At 31.1% G+C, this 18379-nt stretch carries 13 protein-coding genes; 3 read left to right on the top strand and 10 right to left on the bottom strand.

Going from position 1 to position 18379, the window contains the following annotated elements:
* Nucleotides 1–11 precede the first annotated feature (11 nt).
* Nucleotides 12–1712 carry a gliding motility lipoprotein GldJ gene (gene gldJ / locus ACKTSW_RS09285; protein ID WP_408024988.1) on the top strand — a complete coding sequence of 567 codons (1701 nt, stop codon included), beginning with the start codon at nucleotides 12–14 and terminating at the stop codon, nucleotides 1710–1712.
* Nucleotides 1713–1775: 63 nt separating this feature from the next.
* The gene (locus ACKTSW_RS09280) at nucleotides 1776–3032 is read left to right on the top strand and encodes a UDP-N-acetylmuramoyl-tripeptide--D-alanyl-D-alanine ligase (RefSeq protein WP_408024987.1); all 1257 of its coding nucleotides are present in this window, start codon (nucleotides 1776–1778) and stop codon (nucleotides 3030–3032) included.
* Here ACKTSW_RS09280 and ACKTSW_RS09275 read toward each other — a convergent pair.
* Nucleotides 3029–3880 (bottom strand): N-acetylglucosamine kinase, encoded by an 852-nt coding sequence (locus ACKTSW_RS09275; RefSeq protein ID WP_408024986.1) that lies wholly within the window; start codon nucleotides 3878–3880, stop codon nucleotides 3029–3031. The two genes, ACKTSW_RS09280 and ACKTSW_RS09275, sit on opposite strands and share 4 nt — an antisense overlap.
* 152 nt (nucleotides 3881–4032) lie before the next feature.
* Here ACKTSW_RS09275 and ACKTSW_RS09270 point away from each other — a divergent pair, with 152 nt between their 5' ends.
* The gene (locus ACKTSW_RS09270) at nucleotides 4033–4770 is read left to right on the top strand and encodes a tyrosine-protein phosphatase (RefSeq protein ID WP_408024985.1); all 738 of its coding nucleotides are present in this window, start codon (nucleotides 4033–4035) and stop codon (nucleotides 4768–4770) included.
* 37 nt (nucleotides 4771–4807) lie between these two features.
* Here ACKTSW_RS09270 and ACKTSW_RS09265 read toward each other — a convergent pair whose 3' ends face one another.
* From ACKTSW_RS09265 to ACKTSW_RS09225, 9 genes are all read right to left on the bottom strand, one after another.
* Nucleotides 4808–7180 (bottom strand): GumC family protein, encoded by a 2373-nt coding sequence (locus tag ACKTSW_RS09265; protein ID WP_408024984.1) that lies wholly within the window; start codon nucleotides 7178–7180, stop codon nucleotides 4808–4810.
* A gap of 7 nt (nucleotides 7181–7187) precedes the next feature.
* Entirely contained in the window at nucleotides 7188–7955 is a 768-nt protein-coding gene (locus ACKTSW_RS09260; RefSeq protein ID WP_408024983.1) for a polysaccharide biosynthesis/export family protein, read from the bottom strand.
* Nucleotides 7956–7984: 29 nt separating this feature from the next.
* A complete protein-coding gene (locus ACKTSW_RS09255) occupies nucleotides 7985–9889 on the bottom strand; it encodes a polysaccharide biosynthesis protein (protein ID WP_408024982.1) in 1905 nt (634 codons plus the stop codon).
* Nucleotides 9890–9949: 60 nt separating this feature from the next.
* Nucleotides 9950–10465 (bottom strand): DUF2892 domain-containing protein, encoded by a 516-nt coding sequence (locus tag ACKTSW_RS09250; RefSeq protein ID WP_408024981.1) that lies wholly within the window; start codon nucleotides 10463–10465, stop codon nucleotides 9950–9952.
* 60 nt (nucleotides 10466–10525) lie between these two features.
* On the bottom strand, nucleotides 10526–13669 hold the full coding sequence (gene ccsA / locus ACKTSW_RS09245; protein ID WP_408024980.1) for a cytochrome c biogenesis protein CcsA: 3144 nt from the start codon (nucleotides 13667–13669) through the stop codon (nucleotides 10526–10528).
* 105 nt (nucleotides 13670–13774) lie between these two features.
* Nucleotides 13775–14653, bottom strand: a complete 879-nt coding sequence (gene asd, locus ACKTSW_RS09240; RefSeq protein WP_408024979.1) for an archaetidylserine decarboxylase — start codon at nucleotides 14651–14653, stop codon at nucleotides 13775–13777.
* 5 nt (nucleotides 14654–14658) lie between these two features.
* Nucleotides 14659–16722, bottom strand: a complete 2064-nt coding sequence (gene scpA / locus ACKTSW_RS09235) for a methylmalonyl-CoA mutase (RefSeq protein ID WP_408024978.1) — start codon at nucleotides 16720–16722, stop codon at nucleotides 14659–14661.
* Nucleotides 16715–18061: a methylmalonyl-CoA mutase subunit beta gene (locus ACKTSW_RS09230; protein ID WP_408024977.1), complete on the bottom strand. Its 1347-nt coding sequence runs from the start codon at nucleotides 18059–18061 to the stop codon at nucleotides 16715–16717. Before ACKTSW_RS09230 ends, scpA begins: the two co-directional genes overlap by 8 nt.
* Entirely contained in the window at nucleotides 18061–18378 is a 318-nt protein-coding gene (locus ACKTSW_RS09225; protein ID WP_408024976.1) for an FtsB family cell division protein, read from the bottom strand. The genes ACKTSW_RS09230 and ACKTSW_RS09225 overlap by 1 nt, the downstream gene beginning before the upstream one ends.
* Nucleotide 18379 lies beyond the last annotated feature (1 nt).

Here is an 18379-nt window from a genome sequence, read left to right as displayed (position 1 = left end):
GTAAGAAATACATGAAAAGTACGTTAAAATTATTTAGTTTATTGGCGATCACTGGCTTATTAGTTACTTCTTGTAAGAGTAATGGAGGTGGGTCGAGTAAATCTTCATTGACAGGTTGGAACTTTAATGACCCTAATTATGGAGGTTATTTAAAGGGAGAGTTTAAAGATGGTAAAAACGTTCCACCAGGTATGGTTCACATCGAGGGAGGTACTTTTACTATGGGATTGGTACAAGATGATGTGATGTTTGACTGGAATACCACTCCTCAAAGAATGCATGTTCGTACTTTTTATATGGACGAAACAGAAGTTACAAATGCAGAATATGGGTTGTTTATGCAGTATACAAAAGATGTTTTTCCTACTGAAGACCCTCAATTTAAAAACATATATCCATCTATTTTACCAGATACTTTAGTTTGGAGAAAGGGGTTAGGAAATACGAATTTATTATCAGAAAGTTACTTAAGACATCCTTCTTATGCAGAGTATCCAGTTGTTGGAGTTAGTTGGATACAAGCTAATAAATACTGTAAGTGGCGTACCAATGCGGTTAACTTAAAGGTATTAATGGATAAAGGTGTTATTAAAAATATATTTAAAGAAGATTCATTAGACTTCAAAGGGCAAAATAATTTTGATACCGATACATATTTAACAGACCCGTATGCTATTTTTGACGGAGATTCTACTATTTATAAAAAAGGAATCCCAGTGCCAAGAGCTAAAGGCGAACCTAAACCAGAAAAAGGAGCATTTACAGGAAGACAAGTGACATCTTCAGATGGTATATTATCTCAAAAATTTAGATTACCAACAGAAGTAGAATGGGAATATGCAGCAAAAGCACTTTTTGAAAACCGTGAGTATAATAATATTAGAGGAAGAAAAAAGTATGCTTGGAGTGGAAAATATACACGCGATAGAGATAAAAGAAGAAGAGGTGACCAATTGGCAAACTTTAAGCAAGGAAAAGGAGACTATAGTGGTATTGCAGGATGGAGTAGTGATGGAGCAGATATTCCTAATGCCGTAAGAAGTTATCCACCTAATGCATTTGGACTTTACGATATGTCTGGTAATGTTGCTGAATGGGTAGAAGATGTTTACAGACCTATTATTGACTCTGAAGCAAATGACTTTAATTATTTTAGAGGAAATATTTTTACAAAAAAATTAATTAATGAAGATGGAAAAGTAGTGATTGTTGGAGATGGAGAAGTAGAATATGACACCTTAGAAAATGGTAGGATTGTACCAAAAGATTTACCAGGTAGTGTTAAGTATATTCCTATTACAAAAGAAGATACTTATATGAGAAGAAACTATAACTTAGCAAATAATGCAAGTTTAGGAGATGGGGATCAAGCTTCTTCTAAGTTTTATAACCTAGATAAAGATCAGTTAGACCGTTCTACAAGAATGTATAACTCGCCTCAAAAGCCAGAAGAAGAACTAGACTCTCTTGGTAATGTTATTAATAACTATAAGTATGATGATAAAAGAAGAACTACTTTAATTAGTGATAAGTCTAGAGTTTTTAAAGGTGGATCTTGGGCTGATAGAGAATATTGGTTAGATCCAGCTCAAAGAAGGTATTTCCCAGAGTATATGGCAACAAATTATATAGGGTTTAGGTGTGCCACTGACAAAATGGGACCAATGGTGTTAAATAAAAGAAAAACAGCCACACCAGATAAAGTGAACTAAAAATTGAACTAAAATTATTTAATAACCTCATTGAAATTCAATGAGGTTATTTATTTTTACATAATGAAGATAGAAGATTTATACCAACTGTATCTTACTCATGGTTTAGTTGATACAGATACTAGAAATATTAGAAATAACACACTTTTTTTTGCTTTAAAAGGACAAAACTTTAACGGAAATAAGTTTGCGGAAGAAGCAATAGCTAAAGGAGCTAGTTATGCAATAGTTGATGAAGCTGTATATAAAACTTCAAAAAAAATAATTTTAGTAAAAGATGTTTTAAAAACATTTCAAAAACTCGCTAATTATCATAGAAATCAGTTAAAAGTACCTATCATAGCTTTAACAGGTAGTAATGGAAAAACTACTACAAAAGAACTAATAAATGCTGTTCTTTCAACAAGATATAACACAAAAGCAACTTCAGGAAATTTAAATAACCATATAGGTGTACCATTAACTTTGTTGTCAATGGATAAAAACACAGAGGTTGGTGTTGTTGAAATGGGGGCAAACCATGCGAAAGAAATTGCACTCTTATCTAAAATAGTAAATCCTGATTATGGATATATTACAAATTTTGGAAGTGCTCATTTAGAAGGGTTTGGGTCATTAGAAGGAGTAGTGAAAGCTAAATCTGAACTGTATGATTTTCTTAAAAAGCATCATAAAAAAGTATTTGTAAACCCTAATGATGAAAAGCAAATAGCAAGAACAAAAGATATAACAAGAATAACTTTTGAAAAAAGTATAAAATTTGTTGAAGCAAGTCCGTTTGTAAAGCTCTCTTATAAGAATGAAAAGATCTTAAGTAATTTAATAGGAGATTATAATTATTCTAATATTTCAGCAGCAATTACAATAGGAAATTACTTTGACGTTTCAAAAGAAGATATTAAAAAGGCTATTGAAGATTACTTTCCATCAAATAATAGATCTCAAGTAATTAATACTGTTACAAATAAGATTGTTTTAGATGCTTATAATGCCAACCCTACAAGTATGAAAGCAGCTATTGAAACTTTTAACAAGTTAGAAGCAAACCATAAAGCAATTATTTTAGGAGATATGTTTGAATTAGGAAAATATAGTTCAGAAGAGCATCAAAATATAGTTGATATACTTGAAAAAAGTGAGTTTAATACCATTTTTTTGGTTGGAGACAACTTTTTTAAAACAGAAGCAATCAATGCAATTAAATATAAGACCTTTGAAGACTTAGAAAAACATTTAAAAAATAATCAAATTATAAATAGTACAATTTTAATCAAAGGTTCAAGAGGAATGGCCTTAGAAAGGGTTGTAGAGCTTTGTTAAAATGAATTTTCTCGATGAAAATCTATTAAATTATCAATAGGTCGTTGAATTACATCAGTGATGGTTAGTTTATTTTCTAAGGCAACTTGTTCAAGGATATCTTTAAAGAAATATGCTATAGAACCAATAAAATAAATTGGAGTTTTTGTGTTTTTTTCAAAAGGAAGGATTCTATATATAAAAAAATCTTGAAATCCTTTTTTTATTAGTGTTCTAATATATTTTTCATTTTTATGTTCAAACATAAATTTAGCAAAAGAAGCTAAGTACACATTTGGGTTAGAGTTTTTGTACAAATTGGTTTTAACAATATCAATATCTAAATTAAAAGAATTTTCAAATTTTAAAGAAATTTTTCTAGGCATTTTTCTATAGTAAAAATCACGTAACAACTGTTTGCCAAAATAATTACCACTAGCTTCATCCATCAGTGTATACCCAAGAGAAGGGGCGTTAGTAATTATATTTTTACCATCAAAATAACAGCTATTAGATCCTGTTCCTAAAATACATACAATTCCAGGTTTACTATGAGTACTGGCATATACTGCAGCTAATGTGTCTTCATAAACAAAAATTTCAGCTGTTTTAAATACCGATTTCAATATATTGTGTAAACTATTAGCAGCTATAGAACTTCCACAGCCAGCACCATAGAAATGAATTTGTAGTGCTTTATTTTGTAGACTTAATAGATCTGGAGTGTTATTAATTATACTCAAGATTTCTTGTTTTATTAACACAGATGGATTTAGACCAAGTGTTGTAGTTCTTAAAACTTCTTTTTTAGTATCATCAAGAGCTACCCAATCGACTTTTGTTGAGCCTCCATCGGCAATTAATATCATTATATACCATTTTATAAGATCAAATATATATTATCAAAACGAAATAACAATTTATAATTCTGTTTAGAAAAACAAAAAGGAATGAAATTTGTTATAGCAAAGTAAAACTTATTAGTTTAAATTTGTATTCAAAATAAATATTTTACCTTAATATGTTTTTTTTTAAGAAAAAAGAAATTCCTTTAGAAGAAATCTTCCCACAAGGATTTGTAGATATACATTCTCATTTACTACCAGGAATTGATGATGGAGCTAAAGACATTAAAGATTCAGTTTCATTAATTAAAACAATGTACTCTTATGGAATTAAGAATTTTGTTACAACTCCCCATGTTTTAGGAGATGTATACCCTAATTCTTCTGTAACAATAAAGAATAAACTTGCAGAGGTTAAAGAAGCCCTAAATAATGAAGGGTTTAAAAATATTTCTATAAGAGCAGCTGCTGAATATATGATGGATGAACGTTTTATAGAAAGATTGAAAGCAGATGACATTTTGGTTTTAAAAGACAACTACATACTTGTTGAAATGTCGTATTTTAACGCTCCGTACAATTTGTATGATATATTATTTGAAATACAGTTAAAAGGATACAAGCCCGTTTTAGCTCATCCAGAGAGATACAGTTTTTACCACAACGACTTCCATAATTTTTACAAGTTAAAAAAAGCAGGATGTGTTTTTCAATTAAATCTTCTATCTTTAACAGAGCAGTATGGTAAAGGAGTTCAAAAAACAGCACAAAAGTTATTAAGTGAAGGAATGTATGAGTTTGTAGGCACGGATACACATCACCATAATCACTTAAAGTTATTACAGAAAATAGGAACTGTAAAAACAAAAAAACAAATTGAAAAATTATTAGAGAATAATATAATTTTCAAATAAAAAAGGAAGCTGTACAGCTTCCTTTTTTATTTGAAAATTAATTAAATATTCTTTTATACCATGGCTTAACACTATCATGATCCATTCCATATCCATAACCATATCCGTAGCCATATCCATAACCATAACCACGCTTTAAGTCAGTGTCATTTAATATAATAGCTAGATTTGGAAGTTTTTTGTCTCTATATAGAGTTTCTGGAATAACTAACATTCGTTTATCTAAATAATTAGCTCTACTAACATACAATACAAGATCAGCATATTTTGCAATAAGTAAGGTGTCTGTTACCAAACTTACAGGAGCAGTGTCAATAATAATGTAATCGTATTTTTCTTTTAACTCTGTGAAAACCTCATTTATTCTATTACTCATTAATAGTTCAGCAGGGTTTGGAGGAATAGCTCCAGAAGAAATAATATCTAAATTAGGTACATCGTCTATTGAAAATTTTAAGGAATCTAACGCGATACTATGATTTGTTATAAAGTTAGTGACACCTTTTCTATCAGGAATTTCTAGGTACTCAGTTATTTTAGGTGCTCTTAAGTCCATTCCTACTAAAATTACTTTTTTACCCGATAATGATAAAGAAGCAGCTAAATTTATAGAGGTAAATGATTTTCCTTCTCCACTTGTAGTTGAGGTAATAAAAATAGTTTTTGCTCCATTACCTTCATTAGGAAGCATAAAATCAAGATTAGTTCTAATTAATCTGAAAGCTTCGGCAGCACTTGATCGAGCACTAGAATTAATAACTATTTTTTCTTTTGTTTCAGAATGAGGAATGTCACCTAAGAAAGGAATTGAAGTTAAATCAGAAATATCTTTTCTTGTGTGAACTTTAGTATCTAATAGGTCTCTTAAATAAATAATAATAAAAGGAATAATTAATCCAACTAATAGTGCTGCTAAATGGATAATTTTTCTCTTGGGACTGACAGGAATATCAGAGCTGTATGCTTTATCTATAATTTTAGCATTAGGAACCGCAGTAGCAGTAAGAGATATTGCAGTTTCTTCTTTTTTCTTCAGTAAATAAGAATATAGTCCAGCAATAATCTCTTGCTGGCGTGCGATATCTAGAAACTCTCTTTCTTTATTAGGGATTAAAGATATTTTAGTGCTAAACCTATTAGCTTCACGTTGTAAATTGTTTACCCTTATTTGTAAAGATCTCACAGTATTTTGAAGACTCCTTCTTAGTGAAGCTTTTAAGCTAGTTAAGTTCTCTTGAACATCTAATAATATAGTGTTTTTAGCTCCTGCACTTTTCTCTAAACGCTTTAATTGAGCTAATAATTGATTGTATTCATTGATAGAATTTCCAATATTCGTGTCTGATAGACCTAAATTGGCAGGTAAATAATCATTGTTGTTTAACTCACTGTTTAGAGATTTAGCTAAACTTAATTCGGTTGAAGCTTCTATTAACCTTTTTCGGTTTTCGGTATTGGTTTGAAGAGTTAATTGAGCTTCAGATTCAATATCAGTGATGTTGTTTTTATCTTTAAATGTCTCAACACTATCATCAAGTTTACCAAGTTCCTTAGCTATACTGGTTAGGCGATCAGCGATAAAATCATTGGTTCTTTGAGAAACTTCCTTTTTATCATTTATAGCATCTAAATTATATTGTTTAACCAATTCATCTAAAATATCCTCAGCTTTTTCTTTTACCGTAGATTGAAGAGATAATTTTAAAACACTTGATTTTTTACTTATAGGAGATATATTAATACTGCTTTGATATTCATCAATAACCCTATGAATAGGCTTCATTGCTACCTTTATAGTGTTATTAATCTTACTGTCATTAAATTCAAGAGTTTTGTCAATTTTAAAATTACCTAACTTAATACTCTTTATTGATTCGCCAAATAGGTTCTCAGAAACAATATTGCCTTCAGTATTTTTTAAAAGAAATTTTTCGTTAGATAAAATCTCTATATTGAATATTGTATCAATTTTGTTAAAAAAATCAGGAACGGAATCTAGTTGTGAAAAAATTATTGGACTTGTTTTATAAACTTCAGATTGTTTAATTCTACCTTCAGCTAAATATTGGATGTTTAATTTAAGCTTATGAATAACATCGTTAATAAGTTTTCTGGATTTTAAAATTTCAATTTCATTATCAATATTCTTACTAGAACCACCAACAATACCTAAGTCTTCAAAGGCGGCTAATTCGTCTGAAATACCACCTTGTTTATCATTCTTAATTAATATAGTTGTTGAAGCGCTGTATTTTGGCGCACTATATCTTAGGTATATAAATGCTCCAATAATAGCTATTAAAACACCTAAAGCGAACCACTTCCAGTGAATTAAATACTTTTCTAATTCAGCTCTGATATTAATTGTGTCGTTTTCTTGTAATTGTGGAGTATATTGGTCATTACTCATAGCAGTACTATCTTGTAATTAAAGTTATTAGAGAAATAATTATAGAACCTAAAGAGATAAAAAGCCCTGTGTTTTTGTTATAAGCAGCATCTTGTGATGTAGCCTTATTAGGCTCAACATACACTACATCGTTTTGCTGTAAATAATAAGCAGGGGAGTTAAAAACTTTATTAGACCGTAAGTCTAACCTGTAACTTTTTATTTGGTTGTTTTCTTCTCTTTTAACTTCAATAGTCCTTATACCTGACATGTTTAAATCACCAGCTAAACCAACAGCTTCTAAAACAGAAATTCGTTCGTTAGGGATGGTAAACTTTCCTGGCATCTTTACATCGCCTAATACCGTAATTGAGAAGTTAGTAATCCTGATGTTTACAGTTGGGTCTTTAACATAATCAGGAGATAATTTATTTTTAAGTAAACTGATAGCTTCTGGTCTTGATAAGCCTGCTAATTTTATCTTACCAAGAGCAGGAAAGTCAATAAAACCATCATTATCAATTAAGTAAGATTGTTGTTGAGGCGATCCAACAGCTCTGTCTGTAGTAGTCGAAAAAGCAACTACGGGTAGGTTAAATGGTTTTACAGCTTCCATATCTAGTGCAGATATGGTTATTTGTAGTAAATCATCGGGTTTAAATATCGTTTTGTATGTTGTATTCGTTAGTGATTGGTCAACTTGATCTTTTTGAAAATAAGCAATGTCTTTTCTAGAAGCACAAGAAGCTATACATAGTGTCATTATAACTAAAACAATTTTTGAAATTCTTTGCATTGATTGAATTTTTTGGCGAAAATACTAATTTAATTTTTAGCAGCAGTATCTAGCCTTTCGTATATAGAATTGTTTGATTTATATTCTGGAACAATTTCCTTTATTAATTCGACTGTTTTGTTGTTGTCGTGATTCTTATTGGATAAACAAAGCTCTTTTATTTTAGCTCTGATAGATAAATAATCTATTAATTGATTCCTAGCAATCATAATTTTTTCATGGTAAGTAGGAGTAGTATTTTCTCCATCAGCCAAGAGTTCTTCGTATAATTTTTCACCAGGACGTAAACCTGTGATTTTTATATCTATATCATCGGGAAATTGTAATCCAGATAAATGAATCATTCTTTTAGCAATATCGTATATCTTTACAGATTTACCCATGTCAAAAATATAAATTTCACCGCCATTACCCATTGTACCAGCTTCTAGAACTAACCTACAAGCCTCTGGGATAGTCATGAAGTAGCGAGTAATATCTTTATGAGTAACAGTTAAAGGTCCTCCATTTTCAATTTGACGCCTAAAAAGTGGTATAACAGAACCATTAGAACCCAATACGTTACCAAAACGTGTAGTAGTAAATTTTGTTGTATGGTTATTAGAGCTGCTCAAGCAACTTATGTACATTTCAGCAACACGCTTTGTCGCACCCATCACGTTAGTTGGGTTTACAGCTTTATCGGTTGATACCATAACAAAGCGTTCAACATTATGCTTTATTGATAAATCAGCAATATTTTTAGTTCCTCCAATATTTATTTTTACAGCTTCGTAAGGACTCATTTCCATTAAAGGTACATGTTTGTAAGCTGCAGCATGAAATACTTTTTGAGGTTTGAACTCTTCAAATATTTGATTTATTCTTTTTTCATCCCGAACATCCGCAACGACAGCCGTAAAATTTTTACGACCTTTTTGAATTAGTTCTTGTTGAAGGTCGTATAGAGGAGACTCTGCTTGGTCAATTAATACTAAGTGCTTGTGATTGTAAATACTTAGTTGACGTGAGATTTCAGAACCAATAGATCCAGCAGCTCCAGTTACTAAAACTACTTTATCATTAACATCTCTCTTTACAATAGGATTATCAATAGAGATAGGTTTTCTATCTAATAAGTCTTCAATTTTTACCTGTTTAATTTGATTAGCTTCTAAATCACCACCTATCCATTTCGAGAGAGGAGGAACAATTTTTACTTGAACTCCTAAACTCAATAGGTTGTCTGTAAGGTATAAAAGTTTTTCAGACTTAATATTTTGAATAGAAATAATAACTTCAATAATCTGCTTTTCTTTAATAAAGGCTTTGTTGACTTTTTTTCCGTCATAAATTTTTATTCGATCTAACTTCTTCCCAATTTTTTTAGAATCATCATCTATAAAACCAATTACTTGATATTTGTTTTTAGTATCTCTATTTAAAGCACCATACGTTATTAAGCCAGAATCACCAGCTCCATATATTAATACATTAGTAATCGATTTAAGTTCTGTAGAAATTATTTCATAAAAAGCTTTAAAAATAAATCGACTAATTATTAAAATGAGTACAGAAATCAGATAGTGGATAATTATGATAGATTTCGGTATTGTAAAACTAGGAAAGAAATCAAGTAGATTATTTAGTAAAACAATTGAAGTTGTAATAATAGAAAGTAAGGTAACCCCAATAAAAACATTAAAAGCATCTCTAGTACCTGTATGCCTCACTATACCTTTGTACGAACCAACAATTAAAAAACTAACAAGAGCAATGGCAATAATAAAAGGAAGTTGTACGTAAAGATTACTAACATCAAAGTTTAAACTGGCATTGAAACGTACTGTATAGGCTAAAATGAAAGATATAGAAATTAAAATAATATCTATAATTAGAACAACCCATCGCGAAGCGTACTTGTCAAAAGCTTTTAAAAATAGACTTCTAATCATTGATGTTTTTTGTTAGCAAGCAAAATTACAAAAATATATAATGAAATACTTTAAGAAGTGTTAAATCTTCTTCATTTGCTGTTTCATCATTTGCATTTGTTCTTTTAGCATTCCATGTTTGTCTAGTTTTTTAGCCTCCGCCATTAAATGGGTAGCTTCTCTCTTTCTGCGTTTTGTCATGGCAATACCTGCTAATTGTAATTTAGCCATAGCTAAATCATGATCCATAGCTAACCCTAATTTAACTGCTTTTTTTAAATACTTTTCAGCTTGAGTTATGTTAGTTTGAGACAGCATAATTCCATGCAAGTAATTATAATAACCTTCTTGTTTTTTAGTTAATGCAGTAGAAGGATTTTTAATATAGCCTAACCATTTTTGAGCTCCTGCAAAGTTTTGTTTACGAAGTTGTAAAAAAGCTAAAAGAATAAACTCGTTTTTAAAATAAAATAAAATAAACAGCCCAGCAAGTAAGAGTATAGATATACCATTCATGATATGCCCTTGTATAAATTCATACACAGACCATGCAGTTATTAAAGTAGCTAAAACTAATTTTATATTTTTATTGAACATAATTATCTTTTCTTTTTATCAGTTTGCAAAAATACATTTTTTAACAGAAAAAGTAATAACTTATTTTTTGTAATACTTTTTGTTTTTGACCCAAGCTAGAACTCCTAAGATACTAACAAAAGCTATAGAGTAATATACTGAAGCAGGGGTGATTACTTTATCACCACTAGCATAAGAGTGTAACCCTGATAAATAGAAGTTTACTCCAAAATAAGTCATCATAATAGAAGTAAAAGCTATAATTGACCATAAATTAAAAGTGTATCGACTCCTTAAACCAGGAATTAAACGCATGTGTAATACAAAGGCATATACCATAATTGAAATTAAAGCCCAAGTTTCTTTAGGATCCCAACCCCAATAACGCCCCCAACTTTCATTAGCCCACATTCCACCTAAAAAGTTACCAACGGTAAGCATTACTAACCCAACTGTTAATGCCATTTCATTAATAATGGTAAGCTCTTTAATATGTAAGTCCATTTTCTTTTTGTTCTTATCATTAGTGAAAATGATTAAGAATAAAGAGAAGATTCCTAAAATCATTCCCATGGCAAAAGGACCATAACTTGCTACAATTACAGAAACGTGAACATATAACCACCAAGAGTTTAATACAGGTTGAAGGTTAGCAATTTCAGGATCTAACCAGTTTTGATGGGCAAACATTAAAATAATGGAAACTAAGAATGTAGTCGCAGCAATAGTTAGTGATGATTTTTTACCAAGTAATAAACCAAAGAGCATTGTCGCTAAACCAACAAATATGATAGATTCATAAGCATTACTCCAAGGAGCATTTCCACTAATATACCAACGAGCAGTTAGTCCAAGGACGTGAAAGACAAATAAGAAAATTACAATACCAATTAACCCTTTTACAATAGTATTAACCCATGGTTTATTGTTGAAAATTTGTAAGAAAACAAATACAATTAAAATCAAACTTACATACCCGTAAGATTTAGAAAGTTTAACAAAGATGTTTAGTTTATTGTAAGCAATTTCTAAATCAATTTTGTCTTTTGCAGGAATAACTTCTGAGCCAAACTTTCGTTGAAACTTCTTAATTCCGTCTAGAACTTTGTTAGTTTCTGTATAGTTTTCTGATTTCTTTGAAGCCTGTAATAGCTGTAAATATACGGGTAATGATTGACGCACAAATACAGAGTCAGTCCCTTTAAAATTAGCTTGTAGTGTTTCAGGTTGAGATACCCATTTATTGTTTTCGTCATTTGGAATAGGATAGATACGTAACATACCGCCTCCTAAAGCTTGAGATAATAACCAAACTCTACGTTCAATTTTTATAATATCTTTTTCAAACTTATTTTGAATTTTTTTCTTTTCAGCTTCAACTACCAACTTGCTAATTTTAGAAGAGCCATCTTTGTTGTAGAAATCAATAAAGCGAGCATATTCAGCATCTTCTGGTACTCCCAAAATTTCTCTAACTTGGGTATTTCCATCTTCTAAATATACAAAAGGAACATTTAGCCAAAGCATTGGATTTTCAGTAATAGAAAGTAAAATTTGGCTTGGGTCTAAATCTTTGAATTTATCTACATGGGCTACTTTTCTAACCAATTCAGAAGCAAAGGTGTGGGCGGGTTTCATACGTCCGCCAGCATCTTGAATAACTAAAGAACTAAATAAAGAAGCGTGTTTATCATCTACTTTATTAGCTGTTAAAATAGAATCTATTTGAGCTTCTGTAATTTGTTTTGGCTCATGTGTTTGATGTTGACCAAAACTAACTAAAGAAAACAGTAAAGTAATAACAAATAGTTTAGCTTTTTTATTACGGATTTTTACTAGCGATTGTTTTAAATTACCAAAGCGAGTGTTTTTTGCAAATAAAGAACTAATTAAGCCAATAAATAATAGAGAATATCCAAGGTAAGTAACTAGCGTTCCCCAAAAATCGTGGTTTACTGATAGATGTGTTTGTTCGTGTTCACCTTCAATCTTATAACTTGATTGAAAAAATTTATATCCTTGATAATCTAAAATATGATTCATGAAAATTCTATAGTCAAAAGTTTCTTCAGGAGCTACAACTGTAATTTCACTTGCATATGCAGCAGCACTTTCCGAACCGGGATATTTTTCTAATTGAAAGTCGTTTAGTTTTATACTAAAAGGTGTTTTGCGAAGTTTTGCACCATACCAAGCTCTAAAATTCAAGTCACCGATACTAAATTGTTTTGTTCCGTCAACGTTAAATTGTCCTCCAGTTAATTCTATGCGTTCAGTTTTTCCTTGAGAAGTAACATCAAAAACAACCATATCAAACTTTTTAGGATCTTTTTCTCCACTAACGGTTTTTACTTCTCCTTTTATTGGATACTGTGGAACTACAAATGGTAAACCAGATACATTATAAAGTGATCGTAGTTTAAAATTTTGAATAGTATCTTTTTTTACAAAACCTTTTTCTTGAGTAGCCATTATCTGAAAATTTCCTTCAGATTTTGTAATGATTTTTAGAGAGTCGTTTCTTTTAAATATATTAATATTAGCTCCACTTTCTTCTGAGTTGTAACCAACTAATATATTATGAATATTTTGTACTGTTCCGCTTTTAATATAATGTTCGTGCCTACTGCCGCTTGAACTTTCTACAAATAAAATATGTTCAGTACCGTTTTTATCTTCAATGAATTTTTGCTCAACCCAGGGAATATAGTTTACTAGATTAAAATCAATTTTATGATTTTCACCGTCTTTTTTTGGTTGAAAATATTCGGTAAAGTTTGCTGAATTTGTTCCCCAAGCAGATAGTAATAGCTTGTTGTTTGTTTCTTTCTGAAATTCATTATTATCAATAACAACATTAAGGTAATTGGTATCCGAGAAAAAAGTATTCGTAGTTTCACCCTCATCAATTACCATCAACCCTTCATAACTAATATATCGAGTAATACCAGCCCCAATTAAAATTAAAAGAAAAGCGATATGAAATAAAAGCACCGACCATTTTTCCTTTTTGTATAGTTTGTATTTAAAAATATTTCCAAAAAAATTGATAACAAAAAACACCATAATTAATTCAAACCACCAAGTGTTGTACACCAATGCTTTTGAAGTTTGTGTTCCGTAATCGTTTTCAATAAAAGTGGCAATACCCATAGCAATGGCAAAAACAAAAAATAACACAGCCATTAAACGGGTAGAGTAGAGAACATCTAAGATTTTTTTCATCAGTAAATCTGCTAAGTGTAAAACGACGCAAATTTACGGATTAAAGCTTTAACCACCCTATGAATTCAATCATTTTTAAGAAGTTAATTATTAAAAATAAAAGTGTTATTTGCCAATTTTTTCTCCCATTTTAACAAAAGTTTCCATCTTGTTTTGTGTATTGTCTAAAATATCTTTATCAAGAGTAACTTTGGAACTGTCAACTAATATAACGATAGTAGATCCACCAAAAGCAAAATACCCCATTTCATCACCTTTTTTAACAGGAGTGTTGGGAGTGTAGGTTTCTATAATGCTACCTACCATAGTAGCTCCTACAGGAGCGATTAAAACATCTCCTTTGTCTAGAGTCGTTAATTCACAATACTCGCGTTTGTTTTCACAAAAGACTTTGGTGAAATTTGAAGCCAAGGCATATGGAGATACTGAAAAATAACTTCCTTTAATTCTGGTTACTTCGGAAGGAGTTCCGTCGTATGGAAAATGATATCTATGATAATCGTTAGGGGCTAACCGAAGTATAATTAAAGAATCGTTTTTATGTTTTGTAGCTAGTTCTTTATTGCCTAAAAATTCCTCTAAGGTGAATTTTCTTCCTTTAATAAAGAAGTTATGAATATCTGAAATTTTTTTAAATGCTAACATTTTTCCGTCACCAGGAGAAACGAAGCCTTCTTCAATAGGGCGAGCACCTAATTTTAATTTTCGATAGAAAAAATCATTGAAAGAAATATAGTCCTCAGAAGGTCTTTCTGCCTCATTCATGTCAATTTGAAGCTCCCTAACAAAACTATTTATTTTGTTAATAGAGTTAGGCTTGTTCATAAGTTTACCATACCATGATGATAAAAACTTACGCTTAACTAACGGTAATAAAGCCATTTCACCAAACGGATTATTATATAGCAATTTTAAATACCCTTCTCCGGGAGGGGTTTCGGTAATTATTTTACCTGTTTTTCTATCAATGAATTTTATTTTCATAACTGTTATTCTTCGGTACTATCAATTAAAATAGTTAACATATCAATAGCAGCTTGTGCAATTTTAGTTCCTGGACCAAAAACACCTACAGCACCAGCGTCAAATAAAAACTGATAATCTTGGGCAGGAATTACTCCTCCTACAATCACCATAATGTCTTCACGATCATATTTTTTAAGTTCCGCGATAACTTGAGGAACCAAGGTTTTGTGTCCCGCAGCTAATGAGGAAATTCCTAAAATATGTACGTCGTTTTCTATAGCTTGTTTGGTAGCTTCTTTAGGTGTCTGAAATAAAGGGCCTATATCTACATCAAAACCTAAATCGGCATAACCAGTAGCAACTACTTTAGCACCGCGATCGTGACCATCTTGTCCTAATTTTGCTATCATAATACGTGGTCGACGTCCTTCTAATTTTGCAAATTGATCGGCTAACTCGGTTGCTTTTTTAAATAATTCGTCGTCTTTTATTTCTTTACTATACACTCCTGAAATGGTTTTATGTACCGCTTTATGACGTCCAAAAATAGTTTCAAGGGCGTCCGAAATTTCACCTAAAGTAGCTCTGTTTCTTGCAGCTTTTACAGCTAAATCTAATAAATTTCCTTCACCCGTTTTAGCAGATTCAGTTAAATCACGTAAAGTTTTGTCTACTTCAGCTTGATTTCTTTTTGATTTTAAATCATTCAATCGATTGATTTGAGATTGACGAACAGCTTCGTTATCTACCTCTAAAATATGTAAAGGGTCTTCTTGTTCTAGCTGATATTTGTTAACACCTACAATTACATCTTGACCACTGTCAATTTTTGCTTGTTTTTTGGCAGCAGCTTCTTCTATACGCATTTTCGGAATCCCTTTTTCAATAGCTTTAGTCATTCCTCCTAATTCTTCAACTTCTTGAATTAATTCCCATGCTCTATTGGCAATATCTTCGGTTAATTGTTCTAGGTGATAGCTACCTGCCCATGGATCAACAGTTTTAGTGATATTTGTTTCTTTTTGTAGGTATATTTGTGTGTTACGAGCAATACGAGCTGAAAAATCGGTAGGTAGAGCAATTGCTTCGTCTAAAGCATTGGTGTGTAAGCTTTGGGTTCCTCCAAAAGCAGCTGCCATTGCTTCGATTGCTGTACGAGCTACATTGTTAAAAGGATCTTGTTCTGTTAAACTCCATCCACTGGTTTGGCAGTGTGTTCTTAAGGCTAGTGATTTTGAGTTTTTTGGATTGAATTGTTTTACCATTTTTGCCCATAGCATTCTTCCTGCACGCATTTTGGCAATTTCCATAAAATGATTCATTCCAATTGCCCAGAAAAAAGACAGGCGAGGAGCGAAAGTATCGATATCCATTCCAGCCTCTAATCCTTTTTTTATGTATTCTAGTCCGTCAGCTAACGTATATGCTAATTCAATTTCAGCAGTAGCACCAGCTTCTTGCATGTGGTATCCTGAAATAGAAATTGAATTAAATTTGGGCATGTTTTCAGAAGTATATCTAAAAATATCAGCAATAATTTTCATTGATGGTGTAGGTGGGTAAATATAGGTGTTACGCACCATGAACTCTTTTAAAATATCGTTTTGAATAGTTCCAGATAATAGTTCAGGAGCTACTCCTTGTTCTTCGGCTGCTACAATATAAAAGGCCAAAATAGGTAAAACGGCTCCATTCATAGTCATAGAAACGGACATTTTATCTAGTGGAATCTGGTCGAACAAAATTTTCATGTCTTCAACCGAGTCAATGGCAACCCCAGCTTTCCCAACATCTCCTTGTACACGTTCATGGTCTGAATCGTATCCTCGGTGGGTAGCTAAATCAAAAGCTACGGATAGTCCTTTTTGACCCGCAGCTAGATTTCTTCTGTAAAAAGCATTACTTTCTTCAGCAGTAGAAAAACCTGCATATTGACGAATGGTCCAAGGTCTGCGAACATACATAGTAGAATATGGTCCGCGTAAGTTAGGAGCAATACCAGCAATAAAATCTTCATGTTTAAAGTTTTTGCTTTGCTGTTCTTGGCTTTTGTCTATTTGTATATTTGATATATCTTTTCTACTCATTTTGCAAACGTTCTTGTTCTAGATTTTCAGCTAATCGTTTTTGAATAATAGGTTGAATAAGGGTTTTTTCATTACGAATTTTTAAGAAAGGAAAAACTTCTAAATCGTTTTTCATCTTGTCGTTTTCGTTTTGAATTTTGTTTGTTCCAAGTAATACTAATTCTCCTAAATCAAATAGTTGTTGTTCTTTGTCAGCAGACTCTTTTATTTTTCGTTGAATAACTCCCTCTTTTAACTGTTTTAAGAAACCACCTCCTTTTTCTATTAACTTAAAAACTTCTAGTGCTTTTTGAGCAAGTTGTTGGGTAATTGTTTCTATATAATACGCTCCGTCAGCAATATTCTGTGCTTCTGCTAGTTCGCTTTCTTGTTGTAAAATTAATAGTTGATTTCTTGAAATACGTTCTCCAAACTCGTTTGGTTGATGAAAAATTTTATCATAAGAACTATTAGCTACAGTGTTTGCTCCTCCTAAAACAGCGCTCATACATTCTGAGGTTGTACGAAGCATATTTACATTGTAATCATATATCGTTTTGTTACGTGAACTTGGTTGCGCAAAAATATGTGTAGTTGATTTAGTGTTATACTCTTTTAAAAGAGAATCCCATAAAATTCTAAAAGCTCTCAGTTTGGCAATTTCAAAAAAGTAATTACTTCCTACTGAAAAATTAAAATGAATATTATTGGCAACAGAACTTCCAAAGTAATTGAGGTATTCGTTCGCATGAGCAAGGGTGTATGCGAGTTGTTGAACCATTGTGGCTCCTGCATTTTGATAAATGGAAGCATTAATACAAATAGTATTTTCGGTTGTTTTTATTATTTTCTCTAATAGTGTGTGGTCACTTTTAAGGTTTGAATACCAATTTCCAGAACTTGCCAAGTGCCCTATAATATCTATATTGAAATAACAATTACGAGAATTTATAAATTTAGCTAATTCTTTGACAAATGCTGATGATAAAAAATTGAACGTAAAATAAAGCGTAGTTTCTTTAGTGTCAATTTCTTTTAACAAAAGTTTGTAATCAAATTCTTTTTGAGCATTAAACTCAATAGCATTTGCTCCTCTTTGAATTGAATTGATAGCAAATAAATTTGCTTTTTCTTCATCTTCAATATTGATATATTGGCAAATAGCAAAGCCTTTGGTTGGAGTGTTAACTTTGGTGTTGGTTCTGTCTTCTTTAGTGTAAAAAGGTTTTACAGTAATACCTTCTTCAGTTTTCCATAAAAGAGTGTCATTATAATCGGCACCTTTTAGATCTACTTGTATTTTTTGTTTCCATTCTGCAGGAGTAACACCTTTAAATTCGTCAAATAAATAGTTGCTCATTACTTTTTTATGGTATCAAATTCAATAATATAAATATCTTCATTATCTTTTTTCATTAAGTATTTTTCTCTAGCATAACGTTCTAGTTTTAGAGAGTCTTGTAGTAGCTGTATGGTTTCTTTGTCTTTTCTTATTTTTTTTTCATGATAATCAATCCAGCTATTTAACTCGTCAATTTCTTTGTTAAACTCTCTATGTGTAAGATAAGAATTTTCATCAAAAAAAAGCATCCATATTATAAATACGGTAAGTATAAGCACGTAAATGTTGGTGGCAATTTTAAAGGATGGTTTATTTTTTATTGACTTTAAATTCATG

Origin of the sequence: Tenacibaculum sediminilitoris, from assembly GCF_964513795.1 — a bacterium.
Taxonomy (GTDB): domain Bacteria; phylum Bacteroidota; class Bacteroidia; order Flavobacteriales; family Flavobacteriaceae; genus Polaribacter; species Polaribacter sediminilitoris.
The sequence above is the reverse complement of the archived record's forward strand: the minus strand, read 5'-3'. Positions and strand labels throughout refer to the sequence as shown.

What these genes read in the sequence shown, in the direction of transcription:
- ccsA (WP_408024980.1), bottom strand. Translation starts at nt 13,669, where the DNA reads ATGAAAAAAATCTTAGATGTTCTCTACTCTACCCGTTTAATGGCTGTG.
- ACKTSW_RS09255 (WP_408024982.1), bottom strand. Translation starts at nt 9,889, where the DNA reads ATGATTAGAAGTCTATTTTTAAAAGCTTTTGACAAGTACGCTTCGCGA.
- asd (WP_408024979.1), bottom strand. Translation starts at nt 14,653, where the DNA reads ATGAAAATAAAATTCATTGATAGAAAAACAGGTAAAATAATTACCGAA.
- ACKTSW_RS09280 (WP_408024987.1), top strand. Translation starts at nt 1,776, where the DNA reads ATGAAGATAGAAGATTTATACCAACTGTATCTTACTCATGGTTTAGTT.
- ACKTSW_RS09275 (WP_408024986.1), bottom strand. Translation starts at nt 3,880, where the DNA reads ATGATATTAATTGCCGATGGAGGCTCAACAAAAGTCGATTGGGTAGCT.
- ACKTSW_RS09260 (WP_408024983.1), bottom strand. Translation starts at nt 7,955, where the DNA reads ATGCAAAGAATTTCAAAAATTGTTTTAGTTATAATGACACTATGTATA.
- ACKTSW_RS09265 (WP_408024984.1), bottom strand. Translation starts at nt 7,180, where the DNA reads ATGAGTAATGACCAATATACTCCACAATTACAAGAAAACGACACAATT.
- ACKTSW_RS09270 (WP_408024985.1), top strand. Translation starts at nt 4,033, where the DNA reads ATGTTTTTTTTTAAGAAAAAAGAAATTCCTTTAGAAGAAATCTTCCCA.
- scpA (WP_408024978.1), bottom strand. Translation starts at nt 16,722, where the DNA reads ATGAGTAGAAAAGATATATCAAATATACAAATAGACAAAAGCCAAGAA.
- ACKTSW_RS09230 (WP_408024977.1), bottom strand. Translation starts at nt 18,061, where the DNA reads ATGAGCAACTATTTATTTGACGAATTTAAAGGTGTTACTCCTGCAGAA.
- ACKTSW_RS09225 (WP_408024976.1), bottom strand. Translation starts at nt 18,378, where the DNA reads ATGAATTTAAAGTCAATAAAAAATAAACCATCCTTTAAAATTGCCACC.
- ACKTSW_RS09250 (WP_408024981.1), bottom strand. Translation starts at nt 10,465, where the DNA reads ATGTTCAATAAAAATATAAAATTAGTTTTAGCTACTTTAATAACTGCA.
- gldJ (WP_408024988.1), top strand. Translation starts at nt 12, where the DNA reads ATGAAAAGTACGTTAAAATTATTTAGTTTATTGGCGATCACTGGCTTA.